Below are 21,549 nucleotides of genomic sequence, written 5' to 3'. Positions count from 1 at the left end.
TGTCGCTGTGACAGGCTGAGAAGCATGAGCGAGAACCCCTCCGACGGCGATCTCGTCGAGGTGCGCCGGGCGGTCTACCGGCCGCTGCGCCGAGGCAACGCCCTCGAGGATGCGGTCGCTCGCCTCGTGCAGACCATCCGTCTCGGCGTGGTCGCGCCGGGGGAGTCGCTGCCGCCCGAGCGTGAGCTCGCGGCATCCTTCGGAGTGAGCCGCGACACCGTCCGCGAGGCGATCCGCGAACTCGCGGACACGGGGTACCTCGTGCCGAAGCGCGGTCGATACGGCGGCACGTTCGTCGCGGATCCGCTGCCCCAGCCGTCGGATGCCGGGGCCGTGACCGCTGCGGAGCTCGACGACGTGCTGGGCCTGAGGCGGGTGCTCGAGACCGGGGCGGTGCGCGCGGCCGCGAGTCGTTCGCTGGATGCCGCGACGCGCGCCGACCTGTGGGCGCGGCATGAGGCGGCTCTCCCCGCCGGGCCCGAGGAGTATCGACGGCTCGACACCCTGCTGCACCTCGCGATCGCCGAGGCCGCCGGCATCCCCTCGCTCGTCGCTCTGCTCGCCGAGAACAGGGCCGATGTCAACGCATGGCTCGACACGTTCCCGTTGATGCCGCGCAACATCCAGCACTCGGGCGAGCAGCACGAGCGCATCGTCACCGCGATCCTGGCCGGGCGGCCGGATGTCGCTGAAGCCGCGATGCGCGATCATCTCGCGGGCTCCGAAGCGCTGCTGCGCGGCTTCCTGATCTGAACCCGCGCAGCAGCGGCTGCGCCTCACGGCACTGTCAGCTCACGGCGCTGTCAGCTCGTGGCTGCCTCGTCGGCGACGGCGAGAGCCTCGTCGAGCACGGTGAGACCGCGCACCAGGTCGTCTTCGCTGATCACGAGCGGCGGGGCGACGTGCATGCGGTTGAAGTGCGTGAACGGCCAGACGCCGGCCTTCTTGGCGGCGGCGGCGAAGGCGGCGACCGGCGCAGCATCCGCTCCGCTGGCGTTGAACGGCACGAGTGGCTCGCGCGTCTGCTTGTCGCGCACGAGCTCGACGGCCCAGAACAGGCCGCGGCCGCGCACCTCCCCGACGCTCGGGTGGGTGTCGACCCAGCGGTGCAGGGTCGGCTCGACGACGCGCTCGCCGAGGTCGCGCACGCGCTCGAGGATGCCGTCGCGGCGGAACACCTCGAACGTCGCGACGCCTGCGGCACAGGCGAGCGGGTGGCCCGAGTAGGTGAGTCCGCCGGCGAAGGGCGTGGTGTCGAAGGCCCGCGCGATGCGCTCGGAGATCACGACGCCGCCGAGTGGCACGTATCCCGAGTTCACGCCCTTGGCGAAGGTGATCAGGTCGGGGCGACCGTCGTACGCGTCGATGCCGAACCACTCGCCGAGCCGGCCGAACCCGACCATGACCTCGTCGGCGATGTAGACGATGCCGTAGCGGTCGCACAGCTCGCGCACGCCCTGCAGGTAACCGGGCGGCGGCACGAGCACGCCGTTCGTGCCGACGACGGTCTCGATGATGATCGCGGCGATCGTCTGCGGGCCCTCAAGCTGGATCGTCTGCTCGAGGTGGGCGAGTGCGCGCTCGGATTCCTGCTCCGGAGTCTCGGCGTGGAACGGCGAGCGATACAGGTAGGGCCCGAAGAAGCGCACGGCGCCCGAGTCGGGAGTGCCGTTCGCCCACCGCCGGGGGTCACCCGTCAGCGAGATCGCCGTCGACGTGGAGCCGTGATAGCTCCGGTACATCGAGAGCACCTTGTGGCGACCGGTCGACTGGCGGGCCATGCGCACCGCGTATTCGTTGGCCTCGGCGCCGCCGTTCGTGAAGAAGACCTTCTCGAAGCCCTCGGGCGCGACCTCGACGATGAGCCGGGCGAGCTCGCCCCGCACGTCGTTGGCCATCGCGGGCTGGATGGTCGAGAGGCGCCCTGCCTGCTGCTGGATCGCTGCGACCAGATCGGGATGCTGGTGCCCGAGGTTGAGGTTCACGAGCTGGCTCGAGAAGTCGAGGTAGGCGTTGCCGGCATAGTCCCAGAACGTCGAGCCCTCGCCCGCGGCGACGGGGAGCGGATCGATCAGGCCCTGCGCGCTCCACGAGTGGAACACGTGGCCGCGGTCGTCGGCGCGCACCTGCGCTTCGGCCTCGGGGGCAGGCAGCGGGTGGGATACGCCATGGCGGTCGGTGAAGTTCGTCATGTCTCGTGTCTCAGTTCTCTGTCTGCTCGGAGCTCAGTGGTTGCTCGGGAAGCCCAGGTCGATCTGCGAGGGCGTGTGGTCGGGCCAGCGGGTGGTGACCACCTTCGACCGAGTGTAGAAGTGCACCGACTCGGGGCCGTAGATGTGCGAGTCGCCGAACAGCGAGTCCTTCCAGCCGCCGAACGAGTAGGCGCCGATCGGCACGGGGATCGGCACGTTCACGCCGACCATGCCGACCTCGATGTCGAACTCGTACTGACGGGCGGTGCCGCCGTCTCGCGTGAAGATCGCCGTGCCGTTGCCGTAGGCGTTCGCGTTGACGAGCTCGACGGCGTCGGCGTAGGTCTCGACGCGAACCACCGAGAGCACCGGGCCGAAGATCTCGTCGTCGTACACCTTCATGCCGGGGGCGACCTGATCGATCAGGCTGACGCCGATGAAGAAGCCCTCCGAGTCGAACTCCTTCGTCGTGCCGTCGACCACGACGGTCGCTCCTTCTGCAGCGGCTCCGGTCACGTAGGAGGCGACGCGGTCGCGGTGCTCGCGGGTGATGAGCGGGCCCATCTCGCTCGCGGTGTCGGTGCCGGCGCCGATCGTGAGGCCCTCGATGCGCGAGGCGATCGCGGCGACCAGGTCATCGGCGATGTCGCCGACCGCGACCAGCACCGAGACGGCCATGCAGCGTTCGCCGGCCGAGCCGTAGGCGGCCGAGACGGCGGCGTCGGCTGCGGCATCGATGTCGGCATCCGGCATGACGACCATGTGGTTCTTCGCGCCGCCCAGCGCCTGGACGCGCTTGCCCGCAGCCGAGGCGCGCTGGTAGATCGAGCGCGCGATCGGCGTCGAACCGACGAAGCTGATCGCGTTCACGCGTGGCGACTCGAGCAGCGCGTCGACCGCCTCCTTGTCGCCGTGCACGACATTGAGCACTCCATCCGGAAGACCCGCCTCCTGGAAGAGCTTGGCGAGCCAGACCGACGCGGACGGGTCCTTCTCGCTGGGCTTGAGCACGACCGTGTTGCCGCACGCGATCGCCGAGGCCACCATCCACAGCGGCACCATCACCGGGAAGTTGAACGGCGTGATCGCGGCGACGACGCCGACGGGCTGCTTGACCGAGTGCACGTCGACGCCACGCGAGACCTGTTCGCTGCGCTCGCCCTTGAGCAGGTGCACGAGTCCGGCGGCGAACTCGACGTTCTCGATGCCGCGTGAGACCTCGCCTGCGGCATCCGAGAGCACCTTGCCGTGCTCCGACGTGACGATCGCGGCGAGCTCGGGCGTGCGCTCCTTGAGCAGCTGGCGCAGCCGGAAGAACACGTCGGCCCGCTTGATGAGGCTCGTCTCGCGCCACGCCGGAAGAGCGGATGCCGCGGCGGCGATCGCCCGGTCGACCTCTCCGGTCGCGGCGAAGGCGACCTGCTTCGAGACCTGTCCGGTGGCGGGATCGAAGACCTGACCCGTGCGCGCCGCCTCGGCGGTCTCTGCTCCATTGATGATGTGACGGACGATGTCCACGGGGCTCCCTCGCAGTGCGTGATCCGCATCGAACACTCTGACCGGGGTTCGATACGCTGGCTTCCTCCCATGATCACAGAGCACGGAGGACAGTCTTGGCGTCAGAACGTAGCGACATCAGGGTTATCCGGACAGACCGTCCGGCGCACAGCGTGTACCTCACGGTCGCCGACGTGCTGGCCGACCCCGCCGTGCAGGCGGGCGAGCCTGACGTGCTCGTCGGGGGTGCGGCGTTAGATGCTGCGGTGCGGTGGGTGCACGTCTCCGACAGCGTCGGCGTCGCGCGTCTGCTCGACGGAGGAGAGCTGCTTCTGACGACGGGTGCAGGGTGGCCGTTCGACGACGGAGAGCTGCGCGCCTTCGCATCGAGGCTGCATCGAGCGGGCATCGCCGGAATCGTCTTCGAGCTCGGGACAGCCCGCGATGCCGTGCCGCAGCCGGTCGTGGATGTCTGCGCGACGGTGGGCCTCGCGCTCGTCGCCCTCACCCGCGAGGTGAAGTTCGTCGCCGTGACCGAGGCCGTGCACCACGCCCTGATCGCCGCGCAGACGCAGGCCCTGCACGAGCGGCAGCATCTGCACGAGCTCTTCACCGCGCTGAGCCTGCAGGGGGCGCCGGCCGACGTCGTGGTGGCCGAGACCGCCCGCGCCCTCGGCGCCCCGGTTGTGCTCGAGAACCTGGCACGCGAGGTGATCGCGGCCGAAGGGCTGGGGATGCCGATCGCCGAGGTGCTCGACGGTCGAGGGGGTGCCGAGCAGGTGCCCGTGCAGGCGAGAGGAGTGCGCTGGGGCACGCTTCTCGCGCTGCCCGGCCCGGCACACCCCGCCGGCCGCGTCACCGTGCTCGAACAGGGTGCGACGGCGCTCGCGTTCGGCTGCATCGCCGACGGCGGTGACGCGGAATGGTCGCTGCTGGCGCAGCGCGCCGTAATCGACGACCTCCTCGGTGCGCGGTTCGCCAGGGCGGACGACATCGATGCTCGGCTGCGCGCAGGGGGCTTCGCGCTCGCCGAGCGCCAGTGTCACGGGATCGTCGCCCGCGGCTCGGCGTCCATCAGCGAACTCGCCTATCGGGCGCGGCAGGCAGGCTTCGCGGTCGTGGCCGCCCGCGTCGACGACGACGATGTCGCGCTGCTCTCGCTGCCGGCATCCGCGGTGCTGTCCGACGAGGTGCTGCTGCGCATCGCCGGCCCCGACCGCGCCGTCTTCGTGGGGCCGGTCTCCGACGACGTGCTCGGTCTGCTCAGCTCTCTGCGCGCCGCGCGCGACCTCGCCGACAGCGACAGGGCTGAGGCCGGGGCGAGGGTGCGCCGCGTCGACGACCGACCGCTCGAGCGGCTCGTCGCCACTCTGCGTGACGACCACCGGCTGCACGAGCACAGCGAGCGGATGCTGGCGCCGCTCATCCGTCACGATCAGGAGCGCAGAGGCGATCTGCTCGACGTGCTCGCCGCTCTCGTCGCGCACCCGGGCAACCGCTCGGCGGCCGCGGCGGCGAGCCACCTGTCGCGATCGGTGTTCTATCAGCGGATCACGCTGATCGGCGACCTCCTGGGCGCCGACCTCGACGACGGCGAGACGATCGCGGCGCTCCACCTCGCACTTCTCGCGAGGCGGCGCACCGCGGCATCCGCCTGAGCCGTCTCCGGAGCCCCTGAAGAGAGCGTCAGAGAACCGACTGCGCGTCGGTGAGCACGCTCCGCAGGATCTGCTCGATCTCACGGAACTCGCCGGGACCGACCGTGAGCGGCGGCGCGAGCTGGATCACGGGGTCGCCGCGGTCATCGGCGCGGCAGTACAGCCCGGCCTCGAACAGCGCGGGGGACAGGAACCCGCGCAGCAGCCGCTCGGACTCGTCGTCGTCGAACGTCTCGCGCGTGCCCTTGTCCTTCACGAGCTCGATGCCGAAGAAGTAGCCGTCGCCGCGCACGTCGCCGACGATGGGCAGGTCGAGGAGCTTCTCGAGCTCGGCGCGGAACAGGGGCGAGTTCTCGCGCACCCGCTCGTTGAGCCCCTCCTCGTCGAAGATCGCGAGGTTCTCGAGCGCCACGGTTGCCGAGACGGGGTGACCGCCGAACGTGTAGCCGTGCGGGAACGACACGTCGCCCTTCGAGAACGGCTCGTAGATCCGGTCGCTCACGATGGTGGCGCCGATCGGCGAGTAGCCGCTCGTCATGCCCTTGGCGCACGTGATCATGTCGGGCACGTAGCCGAGGCCGGTGCAGGCGAAGGTGTGTCCGAGACGGCCGAACGCGCAGATGACCTCATCCGAGACGAGCAGCACGTCGTGGCGGTCGCAGATCTCGCGCACCCTGGCGAAGTAGCCGGGCGGGGGCGGGAAGCATCCGCCCGAGTTCTGCACCGGCTCGAGGAAGACGGCGGCGACGGTGTCTGCGCCCTCGAACAGGATCATCTCCTCGATGCGGTCGGCGGCCCAGCGTCCGAAGGCCTCGAGGTCGTCGCTCGGGCCGCCCATCTCGGCCGCTCGGTAGAAGTTGGTGTTCGGCACCCGGAAGCCACCGGGCGTGACGGGTTCGAACATCGACTTCATCGCCGGGATGCCGGTGATCGCGAGGGCGCCCTGCGGGGTGCCGTGGTAGGCGACCGAGCGCGAGATGACCTTGTGCTTGGTGGGCTTGCCCATCAGCTTCCAGTAGTGCTTCGCGAGCTTGAACGCGGTCTCGACCGCCTCGCCGCCTCCGGTCGAGAAGAACACGCGGTTGAGATCGCCGGGTGCCTCATCGGCCAGGCGATCGGCGAGTTCGATGGCCGCCGGGTGGGCATACGACCACAGCGGGAAGAACGACAGTTCGGATGCCTGCTTCGCCGCGGCCTCGGCGAGGCGGCGGCGTCCGTGCCCGGCGTTGACGACGAAGAGACCCGAGAGGCCGTCGAAGTAGTCCTTGCCCTTCGAGTCCCAGATGCGGTGGCCGTCGCCCTTGACGATGATCGGCACGCCGCTCTTGTCCATGGTCGACTGCCGTGTGAAGTGCATCCACAGGTGGTCTTTGGCCATGGCCTGGAGTTCGGCCTCGGACGGAGTCGTGCGTTGCGTGCTCATCTGGTCCCCCAGTTGTAGAGCTGCTTCTGCAGCTTGGCGTAGATGAAGGTCTCGGTCGACAGCACCCCGTCGATCGGGCGGATGTGGTCGTTGATCAGCGCGAGGAGGTCTTCGTCGTCCTCGCAGACGACCTCGGCGAGGATGTCGAAGGATCCGACCGTGATCACCACGTAGTCGATCGCGGCGATCTCGGCGATGGCCTCTGCGACGACGCGAGTGTCGCCCGAGACGCGGATGCCGATCATCGCCTGCCGAGGAAAGCCCAGTTGCATCGGATCGGTCACGGCGACGATCTGCATCACGCCGGACTCGGTGAGACGCTGCACGCGCTGGCGCACGGCGGCCTCGCTCAGGCCGACCTCACGCCCGATGTCGGAGTACGAGCGCCGGCCGTCCTCCTGCAGCAGCTCGATGATCGTCTTGGCCACACCGTCCAGTGGCGGATGCTTCTTCGAGGACATCATGATGCGATCCTCGCACCGCAGCGGGCTGTCTTCAACCGATTCCGCAGAATCGGCGGAGCTGCAGCGGGTAAACCGCAGAATATCGCGGTCAGGACTCGAGCGGGCCCAGCCAGGCGCTCGCCGCGGTGGAATGCGCAGACTCGGGGTCGGAGGGGTGGAATGCCCCCGCCAGGACGTCACGATAGAGCCGCGACAGCTCGTTCGACGAGAAGTACGAGCCGCCGCCGGCGACCAGCATCGCCTGGTCGACGACGTGCTTCGACATCGTGATCGCCCGGTGCTTGACCCCCGAGAGCAGCGTGAACCACCGGGCGCCGTTGTCGACCTTCTCGTCGACATCGCGCGCGAGGACGGCGATCTGCGGCGGAAGGGCGTCGTACGCGAGGCCCATGTCGGCGATGCGCCAGCGGATGTCGGGATCCTGGCTGTACGCGGCACCTGTCTTCTTCGAGCGGCGCTTCTGCGCGGTGAGCACGGCCAGGTCGAGCGCACGGCGCGCGATGCCCGTGTAGACCGAGGCGAGGAGGATCTCGAAGACCGAGAAGATCCCGAAGACGATCGGGTCGGGGTTCGGACCCGGATCGATGCGGCGCACCACGTGCGCCGCATCCGCCGCGGCTCCGTCGAGTCGGGTCGTGCGGCTCTGTGTGCCCCGCATGCCGAGAGTGTCCCAGTCGTCGCCCGTCACGACCGCATCGGTGCGGTCGACGAATGCGAAGACGAGCTTCGGGGCGTCGGCGCTCGTCGTGTCGAGTCCGTGCAGCCCGAGCTTCGTCCACACGGGCGCGAGCGAGGTGAAGATCTTGGTGCCGGTGAACGCGTAGCCGCCGTCGGCGGTGGGTGCGGCCTCGGTGTCGCTGCCGAACAGCACCAGGTCGTTGCCGCCCTCGCTGATGCCGAAGGCGAAGACCTCGCCGGCGACCGCGCCGTTCTGCACGAACTCGAGGCCGGGCACGCCGCGGTCGGAGAAGACCTTGGCGACCCCGGTCCAGACGAGGTGCATGTTGATCGCGAGCGCCGTGGCCGGGGCGGCGGTCGCGAGGCACTGCTGGAGGATCGCGGCCTCGGCGAGTCCGAGACCCGCGCCTCCACGGTCGGCGGGCACGAGGATCGACAGGTAGCCGGCGTCGCGCAGCTCGGCGAGGTCCTGTTCGGGGAACGTGTTCTCGCGGTCGTGGATGGGAGCCCGCTCGCGGATGCGCTCGAGCAGGTCGTCGGGAAGATACGCGGTCGGGTCGAACGTGCTCACGCGAGGGCCTCTCTCAGCTGTCGGACGGTCTCTTCGGGCTTGTCGCGGTGCAGCGAATGCCCTGATCCCTCGACGACCGACATCGTGACGAGAGGGTTCGAGGCGAGAACGGAGGCTGCGACGTCGCCGGTGAAGATGCTGTAGACCGCCGGATCAGAGGCGATCACATGGGTGGGGACGGTCAACCGCGCGGCATCCGCCGTGACATCCCACGGGGTGTTCTGCGCACTCGTCTGCTCGACCGCCCACGCACTCGCTCGGTGCACGGCATCGACCTTGAGCTCCCAGTCCTGCGGATGCCAGTGCGGATGCTCCTGCTGCACCAGCTCCACCCTGTTGTCGGCGAAGGCACGCTCCTGGCTGCGACGCACGATCGCGGCATCGCGGCCGTCGACGAGGATCGCCGGGTCGAGCAGCACCAGGCGGCGGGTCCACTCCGGAGCGGATGCTGCGGCCGCCGTGCCGGCGGCGCCGCCGAGAGAGTGGCCGACCACGGCATCCCACGCTCCACCGCCGTCGGGCTCGGTCGCGTCGAGATCTGCCGCATAGGCGGCGACCGAGTAGTCGAGGGCCCTCGGGGCGTCGCCGTGACCGCGCAGGTCGACGGCGGTCGCATGCCATCCGGCGTCGGCGAGGGCGGTGCCCACCCGCCACATGAGAGCAGCGGAGGAGCCGAGGCCGTGCACGAGGAGCACTCGGCGATCGGAGGCCGGATCACCCCAGGAGATGCGGGGCAGCGTGAGCGGTGCGGGCATGCAGCAAGCCTACGACCGGGTCGTAGGGGGGAGGCGTGCGGAGTTCAGGGCAGCGGTGGCAGGTCGCCGTGCGTGGTCAGCACCCGCGCGGCTGCGGTGTGTCCGGCAGAGAGTCGCTCGGCGAGCTCTGCGCCGTCGAGCGTCGCGGCGAGGAACCCGGCCGCGAAGGCATCGCCGGCGCCGACCGGCTCGACGACCTCGACCCGCGGCGCGGGTACGAACACCGGCTCGTCGTCGCCGAGGAACGCGGTCGCGCCGACGTCGCCGTCCTTCACGATGAGCAGCCCGCAGTTCGGAAGGTGTGCGCGGATCTCGACGGCGGTGGCGGTGCCCCAGACGCGCTCGGCCTCATCTCGACCGACGAAGGCGATGTCCGCGGCATCCGCGAGCCGGGTCAGCGTCTCGGCCGCATCCTGCATCGTCCACAGCGCCCTGCGATCGTTCACGTCGAACGAGACGAGCGTGCCGGCTGTGCGCGCGTCGACGAACAGCTGATCGACCATCGCGCGGCAGGAGGGGGAGAGCGCCGGGGTGATGCCGGTCGTGTGCACGATGCGGACGCCGGCGAGCTGCGGGGCGTCGAGGAACCCGGGCGCCATCAGCGACGCCGCCGATCCGCGTCGGTAGTAGTAGACGGACGACGACTCGGTGCCCGGATCCTTGAACATGACGCCGGTGGGCGCGTCCGCATCCGTCGTCACCCAGAGGTCGACGCCGCGGCGCGCGAGCTCGGTCGAGATGCGCACGCCGATCGGGTCGTCGCCCAGGCGCGAGGCCCAGGCGGCCCGATGCCCTGCCGAGACGAGTCCGACGGCGACGTTGCCCTCTGCCCCGGCGAGCCCCAGTGCCGCCGTCTCGGTCTCGGCGAGCGGTGCGCCCAGAGCGGTGACGAGTCCCATGGACTCGCCGATGCAGGCCACCTCGGGGGCGATGGATGCGGGGGAGGACGCAGAGCTCATGAAGGGGTGACCGCCAGAGGTTCGGTATCGGGGTGGGGACTCGCATCGCGATGACGCAGATCGGGGAAGGAGCGGACGAAGACGATCGAGACGACGAGTCCGGCTGCGGCGAAGAGCGTCGCCGCGAGGTAGGCGCCGCGCGGATCAGTCGCATCGACGAGGAAGCCCGCGACGGCAGAGCCGGCCGCGGCGCCGATCAGCTGACCGGTGCCGGCCCAGCCGAAGGCCTCGGCGGTCTCGCTGAACTTGACGCTCGCGGTCGTGATGGCGAACAGCACGGCGAGAGCCGGCGCGACGCCGATGCCGGCGACGATCAGGGTGCCGCCGAGCCAGAACTCGTTGAGGGAGAACATGGTGAGTGCGAGGCCGACCGTGACGATGGTGAGGCGGCGGGCCATCGCCCAGGGCCCGATGGGGATGTGTCCGAACGAGAGGCCTCCGGCGAGGCTGCCCACGGCGAACACCGCGAGCACGAGGCCGGCCGCCAGGCTGCCGTGCTCGAACGTCGCGACGACACCGACCTCGACCGCGGAGCACGCGCCGATGAGCAGGAATCCGATGATGGTGGCGAGCAGCACCGGCGGTTTGAGCACGACCTTGCCGAGGGCGCTGCGACTTCGCGGGATGCGCACGCGGCCGACCTCGGGAGAGAGGATGAACCACGCTCCGCCGCCGACCAGCACGACCGCCACGAGCAGCAGCCCCACGGCCGTGCCGATCTGCGTCGACACGAGCGTGATCACGACGGGGGCGAGCACCCAGATGATCTCCTGCAGCGAGGCGTCGAGAGAGAAGAGCGGGGTGAGCTGTGTCGAGTTCACGAGCTTCGGATAGATGGTGCGCACGGCGGCCTGCACAGGCGGGGTCGAGAGGCCGGCGATCATGCCGAGCGCCATGTATCCGGGGACGTTCAGGGGGAGCAGTGCCAAGCCCAGCACGGCGACCACGCACACGCTGAGCGTGAGGGCGAGCACGCGGCGCATGCCCCAGGCGCCCATCCATCGACTCGTGATCGGGCCGGCGACGGCCTGCCCGACGCTGGTCGCGGCGAGCACCAGGCCCGCCGAGCCGTATGAGCCGGTCTGCTGTTCGACGTGCAGCAGGATCGCGAGCGAGGTCATCCCGTTGGGGAAGCGAGCGGTCAGCTGTGCAGCGATCATGCGCGCCACTCCGGGCGTGCGAAGAAGGTCCCGATATCCCGCCACGGGTCAACGCTACCGGGAGGTGCGGACGCCGGTCGAAGCGGCTCCTCCGCGACACGCCGCGACACGCCCAAACCGAGTTTCCACAGAAAATCCGATGTCAGAGGTGAGGCGTACGGTCCGACCTGTGGATGGATCTCTCACAGGTCGTTCCCAGCCGCGATTTCTCGCGGTTCGGAGCTGCTCCCGAGGTGCCCGAGCCTGTGGAAGAAACGGTGGAGAACCTGTGTTGTAACAGTGGAGAGCGGTGGAAAACTACACGTATGTAACTACTACCCCTAGTGGTCACCCTGAATGTCCGTACCTATATGTAGTATTGAGATCCCGGTGAGGGTCTACCGGAAAACAGCCTGATATAGATGCAGGCCAGAGATTTGAGGGGAAGCGAAAAGATGTCGATCACGGTCTACACGAAGCCGTCCTGCGTTCAGTGCAACGCCACCTACCGCGCGCTCGACGCCAAGGGCATCGAGTACGAAATCCTCGACCTGTCGGAAGACGCGACCGCACTCGAGCAGGTCAAGGCGCTGGGCTACATGCAGGCGCCGGTCGTCGTCACCGACGAGGGCCACTGGTCGGGCTTCCGTCCCGACAAGATCGACGAGCTCGCCTCGCGTCTGGCGTGATCCGCCATGAGCGCCGTCGCGACCGCCGCGCCGCTCCTGGTCTACTTCTCGAGCGCCTCGGGTAACACCGCGCGCTTCGTCGAGAAGCTCGGGCTCCCGGCCCGACGCATTCCCCTTCTCCGGCAGCAGGAAGATCTCGTCGTCGACGAGCCCTTCGTGCTGGTCACCCCCACCTACGGCGGGGGTGAGGGGCGCGGCGTCGAACGAGGCGCGGTGCCCAAGCAGGTCATCCGGTTCCTCAACGACGAGCGCAACCGGAATCACATCCGCGGAGTCATCTCCGCGGGCAACACCAACTTCGGCGACTCCTTCTGTCTCGCCGGTGACATCATCAGCCGCAAGTGCAACGTGCCTCACTTGTATCGGCTCGAGATCTTCGGCACACAAGACGATGTAGATCGCGTGAGCGACGGATTGGAGCGACGGTGGGTACCGCAGTTGACGAGCAGGCAGGAACCGACTCAGTGACGGACACGGTGGCGTTCAAGATGAACCCGACCTACGAGGGCCTGGACTATCACGCCCTCAACGCGATGCTGAACCTGTACGACGCGAACGGGAAGATCCAGTTCGACGCCGACAAGCGGGCGGCACGCGAGTACTTCCTGCAGCACGTCAACCAGAACACGGTGTTCTTCCACTCGCTCAAGGAGCGTCTCGACTACCTGGTCGAGAAGGAGTACTACGAGCCCGCCGTGATCGAGCAGTACTCGCTCGAGTTCATCCAGAAGCTCAACGACCTCGCCTACAGCAAGAAGTTCCGGTTCGAGACGTTCCTCGGCGCCTTCAAGTACTACACGAGCTACACGCTCAAGACGTTCGACGGCAAGCGCTACCTCGAGCGCTTCGAAGACCGCGTCGTGATGACGGCCCTCGGCCTCGCCGGCGGCGACGAGAACCTCGCAGTCGCCCTGGTCGAGGAGATCATCTCCGGCCGTTTCCAGCCCGCGACGCCGACCTTCCTCAACTCGGGCAAGGCCCAGCGCGGCGAGCTCGTCAGCTGCTTCCTGCTGCGCATCGAAGACAACATGGAGTCGATCGCCCGCGGCATCAACTCCGCTCTCCAGCTCTCCAAGCGCGGCGGCGGCGTCGCTCTGCTGCTCTCGAACATCCGTGAGGCCGGCGCTCCGATCAAGCAGATCGAGAACCAGTCCTCGGGCATCATCCCCGTGATGAAGCTCCTCGAAGACAGCTTCAGCTACGCCAACCAGCTCGGCGCCCGTCAGGGTGCCGGAGCGGTGTACCTCAACGCGCACCACCCCGACATCATGCGCTTCCTCGACACCAAGCGCGAGAACGCCGACGAGAAGATCCGCATCAAGACGCTGTCGCTCGGCGTCGTGGTTCCCGACATCACGTTCGAGCTCGCCAAGAACGGCGAGGACATGTACCTCTTCTCGCCGTACGACGTCGAGAAGGTCTACGGAGTTCCCTTCGGCGACATCTCGGTCACCGAGAAGTACCGCGAGATGGTCGACAACCCGCGCATCAAGAAGACGAAGATCAACGCGCGCGAGTTCTTCCAGACGATCGCCGAGATCCAGTTCGAGTCGGGCTACCCGTACATCATGTTCGAGGACACGGTGAACAAGGCCAACCCGATCAAGGGCCGCATCAACATGTCGAACCTCTGCAGCGAGATCCTGCAGGTGAACACGCCGACCACGTACAACGACGACCTGTCGTACGACCAGATCGGCAAGGACATCTCCTGCAACCTCGGCTCGATGAACATCGCGCTGTCGATGGATGCCGATGACCTGGGCCAGACGGTCGAGACGGCGATCCGTGCACTGAGCGCGGTGAGCGACCAGAGCCACATCCGCTCGGTTCGCTCGATCGAGGACGGCAACGACCGTTCGCACGCGATCGGCCTCGGCCAGATGAACCTGCACGGCTTCCTCGCTCGCGAGCACGTGCACTACGGGTCCGAAGAGGGCATCGACTTCACGAACATCTACTTCTACACGGTGCTGTTCCACGCGCTGCGCGCCTCGAACAACATCGCGATCGAGCGCAAGCAGGCCTTCGACGGCTTCGAGGACTCGACGTACGCGTCGGGGGAGTTCTTCGACAAGTACATCGAGCGTGCCTGGGTTCCCGAGACCGAGAAGGTCAAGGAGCTCTTCGCGGGCAAGCACATCCCGACGCAGGCCGACTGGGTGGCGCTGAAGTCGTCGATCCAGGAGCACGGCATCTACAACCAGAACCTGCAGGCTGTGCCCCCGACCGGCTCGATCTCGTACATCAACAACTCGACGTCGTCGATCCACCCGATCGCGTCGAAGATCGAGATCCGCAAGGAAGGCAAGCTCGGCCGCGTCTACTACCCGGCTCCGTTCATGACGAACGACAACCTGGAGTACTACCAGGACGCATACGAGATCGGCTACGAGAAGGTCATCGACACCTACGCCGCCGCCACCCAGCACGTCGACCAGGGCCTGTCGCTGACGCTGTTCTTCAAGGACACCGCCACGACGCGTGACATCAACAAGGCTCAGATCTACGCATGGCGCAAGGGCATCAAGACGATCTACTACATCCGTCTGCGTCAGATGGCGCTCGAGGGCACCGACATGACCGAGTGCGTCTCGTGCATGCTCTGATCCGGCTCTGACCACAGGAAACGACGAAGAACAATGACTCCTCACCCCCCGCTCAAGCTGGTCGACAGCGTTCAGGCGATCAACTGGAACCGCATCCAGGACGACAAGGACCTCGAGGTCTGGAACCGTCTGGTGAACAACTTCTGGCTGCCCGAGAAGGTGCCGCTGTCGAACGACGTCCAGTCGTGGAACACGCTGACGCCCGACGAGCAGCTGCTCACCATGCGCGTCTTCACCGGTCTGACTCTGCTCGACACGATCCAGGGCACGGTCGGCGCCGTCTCGCTGATCCCCGACGCGATCACCCCTCACGAAGAGGCGGTCTACACGAACATCGCGTTCATGGAGTCGGTGCACGCGAAGAGCTACTCCTCGATCTTCTCGACGCTCGCGTCGACGAAGGAGATCGACGAGGCGTTCCGCTGGTCCACGGAGAACCCGAACCTTCAGAAGAAGGCTCAGATCATCATGGATTATTACCAGGGTGACGACCCGCTCAAGCGCAAGGTCGCCTCGACCCTGCTCGAGTCGTTCCTGTTCTACTCGGGCTTCTACCTGCCGATCTACTGGTCGTCCAAGGCGAAGCTCACGAACACGGCCGACCTGATCCGCCTCATCATCCGTGACGAGGCCGTGCACGGGTACTACATCGGCTACAAGTTCCAGAAGGGTCTCGAGAACGAGACCGAAGAGCGTCGCCAGGAGCTGAAGGACTACACCTTCAACCTGCTGTTCGAGCTCTACGACAACGAGGTGCAGTACACGCAGGATCTCTACGACGGCGTCGGTCTGACCGAGGACGTCAAGAAGTTCCTGCACTACAACGCCAACAAGGCGCTGATGAACCTCGGCTACGAAGCGATGTTCCCCTCGACCGTGACGAACGTGAACCCGGCGATCCTGTCGGCGCTCTCGCCGAACGCCGACGAGAACCACGACTTCTTCTCGGGGTCCGGCTCCTCCTACGTCATCGGCAAGGCCGAGGCCACGGAAGACGACGACTGGGACTTCTGAGTCACACATTGAGCATGATGAAGGGGCGGATGCTGCGGCATCCGCCCCTTCGTCATGTCGTCGCCGCCTCAGGCGCGCTCGTCGGCCAGGCGGGCTCGGCGCTCTTCTTCCCGCTTGGAGTAGGTGGCGGCGCGGATCGCGTCGTCGGACTCCAGGCCCGTTCCCAACGCGCCGCCGAGTGTCGCCGCCGACGCGACGAACCAGGTGAGCACGAACAGATCGCCGACGTCGACGGTTCGGCCGAGGGACTCGCTCATCACCGACGTGTCGAGCACGAAGAGCGCCCAGGCCAGATTCACGACGTACAGCGCCAGATAGCAGATGACGATGCCGATGGTCAGGGTCAGCAGCGTCGAGGTGTTGTAGAGACGGGATCTCTCACGGGCCTGGAGTGAGTCGTCGTCTGGACGGTCCCAGAGCCTGCCGTCGATCACGATCCACGCGATGATGATCGTGATGGAGGCCACAGTCGCCGCCACCAGGCGCCAGCCCGACAGTGAGCTGGCAAGCGACCACACGGTCGGCTCGATCGTCGCCACCGCGCCGGTCGCCAGCGCTGCGACCAGCGCGGACTTGAGCCCGGCGGCGAGCAGCCACGGACGGTTGGCCAGCACCATCCCCAGAAGCACGCGCCCGCGGGCACTGAGTCCGGGCAGCGGCAGGCGCTGCTCCTCCGGGGACGCGGGCTCGGCCATCCCGTCGACGAGTCCCCGCACCGCATGGCGGGCGCGGCTCTGCACCCGGAACCCGCCCAGGGCGGGCAGCGACAGCACCGCGGACTGGCGACGAGGATCGATCGCCGCCAGCAGGTAGCGGCCGTCGTCGTCGCGAAGCGGAAGCTCGGTGACGCCGATGACGAGATCCCACCCGTTCTGCTCGGCATGCGCACGCAGCCGCTCGAGGGCGACGTCGACGTCTTCAGACCCGAGGGTGAACGGCTCGCTGACGAGTTCGACGATCCAGCTGTCGGCCGCAGCGGCGAGCGGTGGCGTGAGGTCGGTCATCCGACGCGCGACGGTAGTGGGCGAAGCCGGGTCGGCTACGAGGCCCACTCGGATCGGCTCCATCTCCGCAACCTACACCCGCCTCGCATCGGCCGCATCGGCTTCTGCGATTGCCGTCTTCCGGGGATCACCCGACGAGTGGGCCGCCTCTCCGCCAGTAGCCGAGGAAGGAGACGCGGTCCTTCGCGATGCCGAGGCCGGAGGTCAGGTACCGGCGAATGCCCGTGGTCGTGCTGGACTCGCCCGCTATCCACGCGTAGAAGGCGGTGTCGTCACGGGCGGACGCACCGTGGACGGCGCCCCACGCGTGCACGGCCCGTTCGATCGCCTCCGAGTCTCCGGCATCGCGGAGCACACGGTGCACGCGCGCCGTGTCGGGGGCCGCCGGCGAGACGAGATCATCGGCGGCGTCACCGCATTCCAGGAAGACCTCGGCGCGGGCGTCCGGCGCGAGGGAATCGAGGATGCCGCGTACTGCCGGGAACGCCGTCTCATCGGCGACGATCAGGAACCGCCGCGCGTCGCCCGGATGCCAGTGCAGCCCGTACCCGGTCCACCCCATCCGCGCGTCCGGCCCGTTGACGACGAGGCGGTCACCCGGGGCCGCCGCGGCCGCCCATGCCGACGCGGGTCCGGCTGGTTCGTGGAGGAAGAAGTCGATGTCGATCTCGCCGACCTCCGACCGGATCGCGGACGGCGTGTACGTGCGGAGCACATTGCGCTCGTCCTCGGGCAGCGCGCGCCACCGTGCATACCAGTCGGAGGGATGCGGTGTCGGCTCGTCGAGCAGTCCGAAGTCGGCGATGCTGCCGTCTGCCAGAGGCAGCACGACTTTGATCCGCTGATCCGTGCCCCAGCTGGCGAAGTTCCGCAGACTCTCTCCGCCCAGAGTCAGCCTGACGAAGTGCGGACTGAGCATCACCCGCGCTCGCACCTCGACCGGGAAGGCGCTGTAGGCCCAGGGGCGCTCGGCGGTCACGATCGCACACCGGCAGGAGTCGACCCGCGCAACGGCACGACCAGCGGTCCTCCGGTGACAGGGTCGTCGATCACGACGTTCGCGAGGCCGAACACCTGCTGCACCCGTTCGCTCGTGATCACCTCACTCGGCGGGCCCTCGGCGACGATGCGCCCCTCGCGCATCGCGATGATGTGGCTCGCATACCGCGCGGCGTGATTGAGGTCGTGCAGCACGGCGACGAGCGTGCGGCCCTGGGCGTTGAGATGCGCGAGCAGTTCCATGAGATCCACCTGGTGGGCGACGTCGAGGAATGTGGTCGGCTCGTCGAGCAGCAGCAGGTCGGTCTCCTGCGCGAGGACCATGGCGACCCAGACGCGCTGACGCTGGCCCCCCGAGAGTGCGTCCACAGGGCGGGAGGCGAGGTCTGCGGTGCCGGTCGCGTCGAGAGCGTGCTGCACGGCCCTCTCGTCGGCATCCGACCACTGGCGCATCAGGTTCTGATGCGGGTAGCGGCCGCGGGCGACGAGGTCGGCCACGGTGATGCCGTCCGGGGCTGTCGCGCTCTGCGGGAGCAGCCCCAGTCGGCGGGCCACCTCCTTCGCCGGGTACTCGCTGATCGACTTGCCGTCGAGCACGACGCGCCCGCTCGAGGGCGGCAGCAGGCGCGACAGGCCGCGCAGCAGCGTGGACTTGCCGCAGGCGTTCGGCCCGATGATCACCGTGAAGCCTCCGGCCGGCACGGCGACAGAGAGGTCGCGGAGGATCTCGGTGCGGTCGTATGTGAGCGTGATCCGCTCTGCTCTCAGGCGCGAGGTGGCGGTGGGATCGGGCGAGGACGGGTTCTCAGGCACGGCGGCGGATCTCCAGGACGATCATCAGGACGAGGTAGGCGCCGCCGACCGACACGGTCACGACGCCGACGGGCAGGGCGGTGGGCAGCAGGTGCTGTGCGATGAGGTCGGCGCCGAGCAGGAGGACTCCTCCGAACAGTGCCGACAGCATCAGCGAGAGGTGCGGGGTGCGGGCCACGAGGCGCGCGATCTGCGGCGCGGCGAGAGCGATGAACGCCACGGGGCCGGCGACGGTCGTCGCGGCGGCCACGAGCGCCACGCCGATGAGCAGCGCGACGGCCCGGATCCGGCCCGGCCGAGCCCCTGTGGCTGCGGCCATGTCGTCGCCCAGCTCGAGCTGACGCAGGCGCGGCACGAGCACGAGGGCTGCGACGGCGAACGGCAGCGCACACAGCAGCGCTCCCGCGAGCGGACCCGCGCTGACGCCGTTCAGCGACCCGGTGCCCCAGGCCGAGGCGAACATCGCGGTCTCCAGCTCGATCTGCAGGAGCATCCAGGTGTTCAGCGACGCGAGGACCGCCGAGACGCCGATGCCCACTACGATGAGGCGGAAGCCCTGCACGCCGCCTCGTGCAGAGAGCAGCCAGATCACCAGAGCCGTCGCGAATCCGCCGATGAGAGATCCGGCGGTGAGCACCGGCCAGCTGCCCGAGACAAGCACCAGTGCGATGAGCATGCCCGTGAAGGCGCCGTTGGACAGGCCCAGGATGTCGGGACTCGCCAGCGGATTCCTCGTGACGGTCTGGAACAGCGCACCGGCGATGCCGAGGAGGGCGCCGATCGTGATCCCCGCGAGTGCCCGAGGAAGTCGCCAGTCGATCACGACCGTGCGGTGCATGGCGTCGCCCCCGCCGAGAAGAGTCTCCACGACCTGCTGCGGGGTGAGCGGATAGCTTCCCATTCCCAGCGCCAGGATTCCCAGGACACCCAGAGCGGCCGAGGCCAGGAGGCCGATGAGGATGCTGCGCCGGCGCACCGGCATCCGCAGCGGCCCCAGGTGCAGGATCATCTTCGCGCCGGCGGCGTCGACGGGTGCCGAGGTGGTCGATGCGCTCACAGTGCGCTCGCTCTGCGCTGCCGCGCCAGCACGATCAGCACCGGCGCGCCGATGAACGCCGCGACGATTCCGACGGGCACCTCCGCCGGGGCGATGATGACCCGACCGAGGACGTCGGCGAGAAGCAGGATCACGGGTGCCAGCACCGCGGAGAGCGGCAGGATCCCCCGCTGATCGACGCCGAAGGTCCAGCGGATCACGTGCGGCACCATCAATCCGATGAACGCGATCGGCCCGGCGAGGGCGGTGGCTGCACCAGCGAGCAGCGTGACGGCGATGATCACGCCGATGCGGATGCCGGCGACGTTCGCGCCCTGTGCCCGCGCGACGTCTTCGCCGAGGCCGACGGCGTTCAGGCCCGGACCGAGCAGCAGCGCGAGCACGAGCCCGGCAGCGACGAACGGGAGAATCGGAACGATCACATCGAAGCCACGTCCGAGGAGCGATCCGGCGTTCCAGCTGCGCATCGAGTCGAAGGCGTCGGGGTCGCTGAGGGAGATGCCGGTGGTGATGCCCGAGAGCACGGCTCCGAGTGCGACTCCGGCGAGCGTGAGGCGGAGCGGATCGGCGGAGCCGCGCCCGGCCGAGCCGATGAGGTAGACGGCGACCGTGACGATGAGCGCCCCGAGGAAGGCGAGCCAGACGAACTGCGACACGTCACGCAGCCCGAGCAGGCTCACCCCGAGGGCGACCGCGAGCGCGGCGCCGGCGTTCACGCCGAGGATGCCCGGGTCGGCGAGCGGATTGCGGGTGAAGGCCTGGATGAGAGCGCCGGCCACGCCCAGGGCCGCACCGGCGACGAGCCCCGTGACGGTCCGAGGTATGCGCAACTCGAACAGGACGTAGTCCGTCTCCGGAGTGCCCCCGCCGCGCAGTGTCGTCCAGACAGCCTCGGGCGAGAGGGGATTGGCGCCGATCGCGAGGGAGAGGACGACAGCGACTGCGAGTGCAGCGAGGAGGACGATCGCCCCGCCGACAGCTCGAAGGCCGCGTCGGGGACCCCGCACATGCGGAGCCCCCGATGTCTCGACCGAGGCGAGAGCGGTCACCGGCTCTCTTCGAGGTACGCCTCGATGTCGTCGAGCACGGCCTGCGCGCCCTTCGGCCCGACTCCCGACACCCAGTAGCTCGTGTCGACAGGGGTGACCGAGGGGAAGGCTGCGGAGTTCTGTGCGATCGCGGCGGGGATCTCCGAGGCGTCGTCGACGTCGGTCACGGTGACGAACACGTGGTCGGCTTCCGCCGAGACGATGTTCTCGGGCGAGATGTCGGCCTGGAGGCCGTCGGCCCACTCCTGCTCGGGGATCGTGAACCCGGCGCATTCGAGGAGGCTGCCCGAGAACGACACCGGCCCGTAGAGGCTGAAGGTCGTCTCGTCGCGGGGACGGATGAGCTGCGCGGTCTCGCCGTCGACCGCGTACTCGTCGGCCAGCGACTCGCAGCGCTCGTCGACTTTCGAGAGCAGATCGGCGACCTCCTCTTCGCGGCCCAGCGCTTCGCCGATGAGCATCGCGTTGTCTCGCCAGGGGTCGGCCTGCGTCTCGATGAACACCGTGGGGGCGATGGCGGAGAGCTGCTCGTAGAGCTCGGAGTGCCGGGCCTCGGTTCCGAGGATCAGGTCGGGTTCGAGCGCGGCGATGGCCTCGAGGTCGGGTTCGGGAACCGTGCCCACGGGCTCGACACCGTCGGCTCCGAGGTACGCGGGCGCACCCGCGACGTTGCTCGCGACCGCCGCGCCGACCGGCTCGATGCCGACCGCGACGGCAGTGTCGAGCTCGAGCGGTTCCAGAGTCACCACGCGCTGGGGCTCGTCGGGGACCGCCGTGGTGCCGCGGGCATGCTCGACGTCGTGAGTGCCGGCGGATTCGCCTGTCGCATCGGTGGCGGCGGTCGGCTCAGGGGCGCAGCCGGCGAGCAGGATCAGCGCGCACGCTGAGGCGGCGAGGGTCGTGGAGGCACGACGGCGGGGGCGGGAGGGCATGGTGAATGACCTTTCGGGACCGGGGAGGGGAACGACATCGATCGGAT

The 21,549-nt window shown here is 68.5% G+C and carries 20 protein-coding genes; 6 read left to right on the top strand and 14 right to left on the bottom strand.

Annotated elements, in window-relative coordinates; translation table 11 throughout:
• The first annotated feature begins 24 nt into the window (after positions 1-24).
• Entirely contained in the window at positions 25-753 is a 729-nt protein-coding gene (locus ASF87_RS03875) for a FadR/GntR family transcriptional regulator (protein WP_056374309.1), read from the top strand.
• 50 nt (positions 754-803) lie between these two features.
• Here the strand turns inward: ASF87_RS03875 and ASF87_RS03870 are convergent, their stop codons facing one another.
• Positions 804-2,192, bottom strand: coding sequence for an aspartate aminotransferase family protein (locus ASF87_RS03870; protein ID WP_056374307.1), 1,389 nt, complete (start codon positions 2,190-2,192; stop codon positions 804-806).
• Positions 2,193-2,225: 33 nt separating this feature from the next.
• On the bottom strand, positions 2,226-3,710 hold the full coding sequence (locus ASF87_RS03865) for a CoA-acylating methylmalonate-semialdehyde dehydrogenase (RefSeq protein ID WP_056376324.1): 1,485 nt from the start codon (positions 3,708-3,710) through the stop codon (positions 2,226-2,228).
• A gap of 95 nt (positions 3,711-3,805) precedes the next feature.
• On the opposite strand from ASF87_RS03865, the gene ASF87_RS03860 reads away from it, so the two are divergent.
• Positions 3,806-5,347 (top strand): PucR family transcriptional regulator, encoded by a 1,542-nt coding sequence (locus ASF87_RS03860; RefSeq protein WP_157549995.1) that lies wholly within the window; start codon positions 3,806-3,808, stop codon positions 5,345-5,347.
• Between the two features lie 28 nt (positions 5,348-5,375).
• Here ASF87_RS03860 and ASF87_RS03855 read toward each other — a convergent pair whose 3' ends face one another.
• The 6 genes from ASF87_RS03855 to ASF87_RS03830 all read right to left on the bottom strand — a co-directional run bounded on the left by ASF87_RS03855 (position 5,376) and on the right by ASF87_RS03830 (position 11,402).
• On the bottom strand, positions 5,376-6,770 hold the full coding sequence (locus ASF87_RS03855) for an aspartate aminotransferase family protein (RefSeq protein WP_056374302.1): 1,395 nt from the start codon (positions 6,768-6,770) through the stop codon (positions 5,376-5,378).
• The gene (locus ASF87_RS03850; RefSeq protein WP_153302254.1) at positions 6,767-7,234 is read right to left on the bottom strand and encodes an Lrp/AsnC family transcriptional regulator; all 468 of its coding nucleotides are present in this window, start codon (positions 7,232-7,234) and stop codon (positions 6,767-6,769) included. Before ASF87_RS03850 ends, ASF87_RS03855 begins: the two co-directional genes overlap by 4 nt.
• 88 nt (positions 7,235-7,322) lie before the next feature.
• Positions 7,323-8,483, bottom strand: coding sequence for an acyl-CoA dehydrogenase family protein (locus ASF87_RS03845; RefSeq protein WP_056374301.1), 1,161 nt, complete (start codon positions 8,481-8,483; stop codon positions 7,323-7,325).
• Positions 8,480-9,238: an alpha/beta fold hydrolase gene (locus tag ASF87_RS03840; RefSeq protein ID WP_056374298.1), complete on the bottom strand. Its 759-nt coding sequence runs from the start codon at positions 9,236-9,238 to the stop codon at positions 8,480-8,482. Before ASF87_RS03840 ends, ASF87_RS03845 begins: the two co-directional genes overlap by 4 nt.
• 44 nt (positions 9,239-9,282) lie before the next feature.
• Complete coding sequence (locus tag ASF87_RS03835; RefSeq protein ID WP_056374296.1) at positions 9,283-10,197, bottom strand: sugar kinase; 915 nt, start codon at positions 10,195-10,197, stop codon at positions 9,283-9,285.
• On the bottom strand, positions 10,194-11,402 hold the full coding sequence (locus ASF87_RS03830; protein WP_194285963.1) for an MFS transporter: 1,209 nt from the start codon (positions 11,400-11,402) through the stop codon (positions 10,194-10,196). The genes ASF87_RS03835 and ASF87_RS03830 overlap by 4 nt, the downstream gene beginning before the upstream one ends.
• Before the next feature lie 389 nt (positions 11,403-11,791).
• Between ASF87_RS03830 and nrdH the strand changes: the two genes are divergently transcribed.
• Genes nrdH through nrdF form a run of 4 tightly spaced genes read left to right on the top strand, consistent with a single transcriptional unit; the run spans position 11,792 to position 15,648 of the window.
• On the top strand, positions 11,792-12,025 hold the full coding sequence (gene nrdH, locus ASF87_RS03825; RefSeq protein WP_042537838.1) for a glutaredoxin-like protein NrdH: 234 nt from the start codon (positions 11,792-11,794) through the stop codon (positions 12,023-12,025).
• A 6-nt stretch (positions 12,026-12,031) separates the two neighbouring features.
• Entirely contained in the window at positions 12,032-12,493 is a 462-nt protein-coding gene (nrdI, locus tag ASF87_RS03820; RefSeq protein WP_042537840.1) for a class Ib ribonucleoside-diphosphate reductase assembly flavoprotein NrdI, read from the top strand.
• Between the two features lie 20 nt (positions 12,494-12,513).
• Positions 12,514-14,634: a class 1b ribonucleoside-diphosphate reductase subunit alpha gene (gene nrdE / locus ASF87_RS03815; protein WP_042537901.1), complete on the top strand. Its 2,121-nt coding sequence runs from the start codon at positions 12,514-12,516 to the stop codon at positions 14,632-14,634.
• A 33-nt stretch (positions 14,635-14,667) separates the two neighbouring features.
• Positions 14,668-15,648, top strand: a complete 981-nt coding sequence (nrdF, locus tag ASF87_RS03810) for a class 1b ribonucleoside-diphosphate reductase subunit beta (protein WP_042537843.1) — start codon at positions 14,668-14,670, stop codon at positions 15,646-15,648.
• Between the two features lie 68 nt (positions 15,649-15,716).
• Here the strand turns inward: nrdF and ASF87_RS03805 are convergent, their stop codons facing one another.
• The 6 genes from ASF87_RS03805 to ASF87_RS03780 all read right to left on the bottom strand — a co-directional run bounded on the left by ASF87_RS03805 (position 15,717) and on the right by ASF87_RS03780 (position 21,502).
• Positions 15,717-16,652 (bottom strand): hypothetical protein, encoded by a 936-nt coding sequence (locus tag ASF87_RS03805; RefSeq protein ID WP_235558860.1) that lies wholly within the window; start codon positions 16,650-16,652, stop codon positions 15,717-15,719.
• Positions 16,653-16,779: 127 nt separating this feature from the next.
• Entirely contained in the window at positions 16,780-17,631 is an 852-nt protein-coding gene (locus ASF87_RS03800) for a siderophore-interacting protein (protein ID WP_056374289.1), read from the bottom strand.
• Complete coding sequence (locus ASF87_RS03795) at positions 17,628-18,464, bottom strand: ABC transporter ATP-binding protein (RefSeq protein ID WP_056374287.1); 837 nt, start codon at positions 18,462-18,464, stop codon at positions 17,628-17,630. Before ASF87_RS03795 ends, ASF87_RS03800 begins: the two co-directional genes overlap by 4 nt.
• Positions 18,457-19,521, bottom strand: coding sequence for a FecCD family ABC transporter permease (locus ASF87_RS03790; protein WP_235558859.1), 1,065 nt, complete (start codon positions 19,519-19,521; stop codon positions 18,457-18,459). Before ASF87_RS03790 ends, ASF87_RS03795 begins: the two co-directional genes overlap by 8 nt.
• The gene (locus tag ASF87_RS03785) at positions 19,518-20,570 is read right to left on the bottom strand and encodes an iron chelate uptake ABC transporter family permease subunit (RefSeq protein ID WP_082041034.1); all 1,053 of its coding nucleotides are present in this window, start codon (positions 20,568-20,570) and stop codon (positions 19,518-19,520) included. The genes ASF87_RS03790 and ASF87_RS03785 overlap by 4 nt, the downstream gene beginning before the upstream one ends.
• The gene (locus ASF87_RS03780) at positions 20,567-21,502 is read right to left on the bottom strand and encodes an ABC transporter substrate-binding protein (RefSeq protein WP_056374286.1); all 936 of its coding nucleotides are present in this window, start codon (positions 21,500-21,502) and stop codon (positions 20,567-20,569) included. The genes ASF87_RS03785 and ASF87_RS03780 overlap by 4 nt, the downstream gene beginning before the upstream one ends.
• Between the last annotated feature and the right edge of the window lie 47 nt (positions 21,503-21,549).

The organism is Microbacterium sp. Leaf161, from assembly GCF_001423645.1.
Lineage (GTDB): Bacteria > Actinomycetota > Actinomycetes > Actinomycetales > Microbacteriaceae > Microbacterium > Microbacterium forte.
This window is presented reverse-complemented; position numbering and strand designations above follow the sequence as displayed.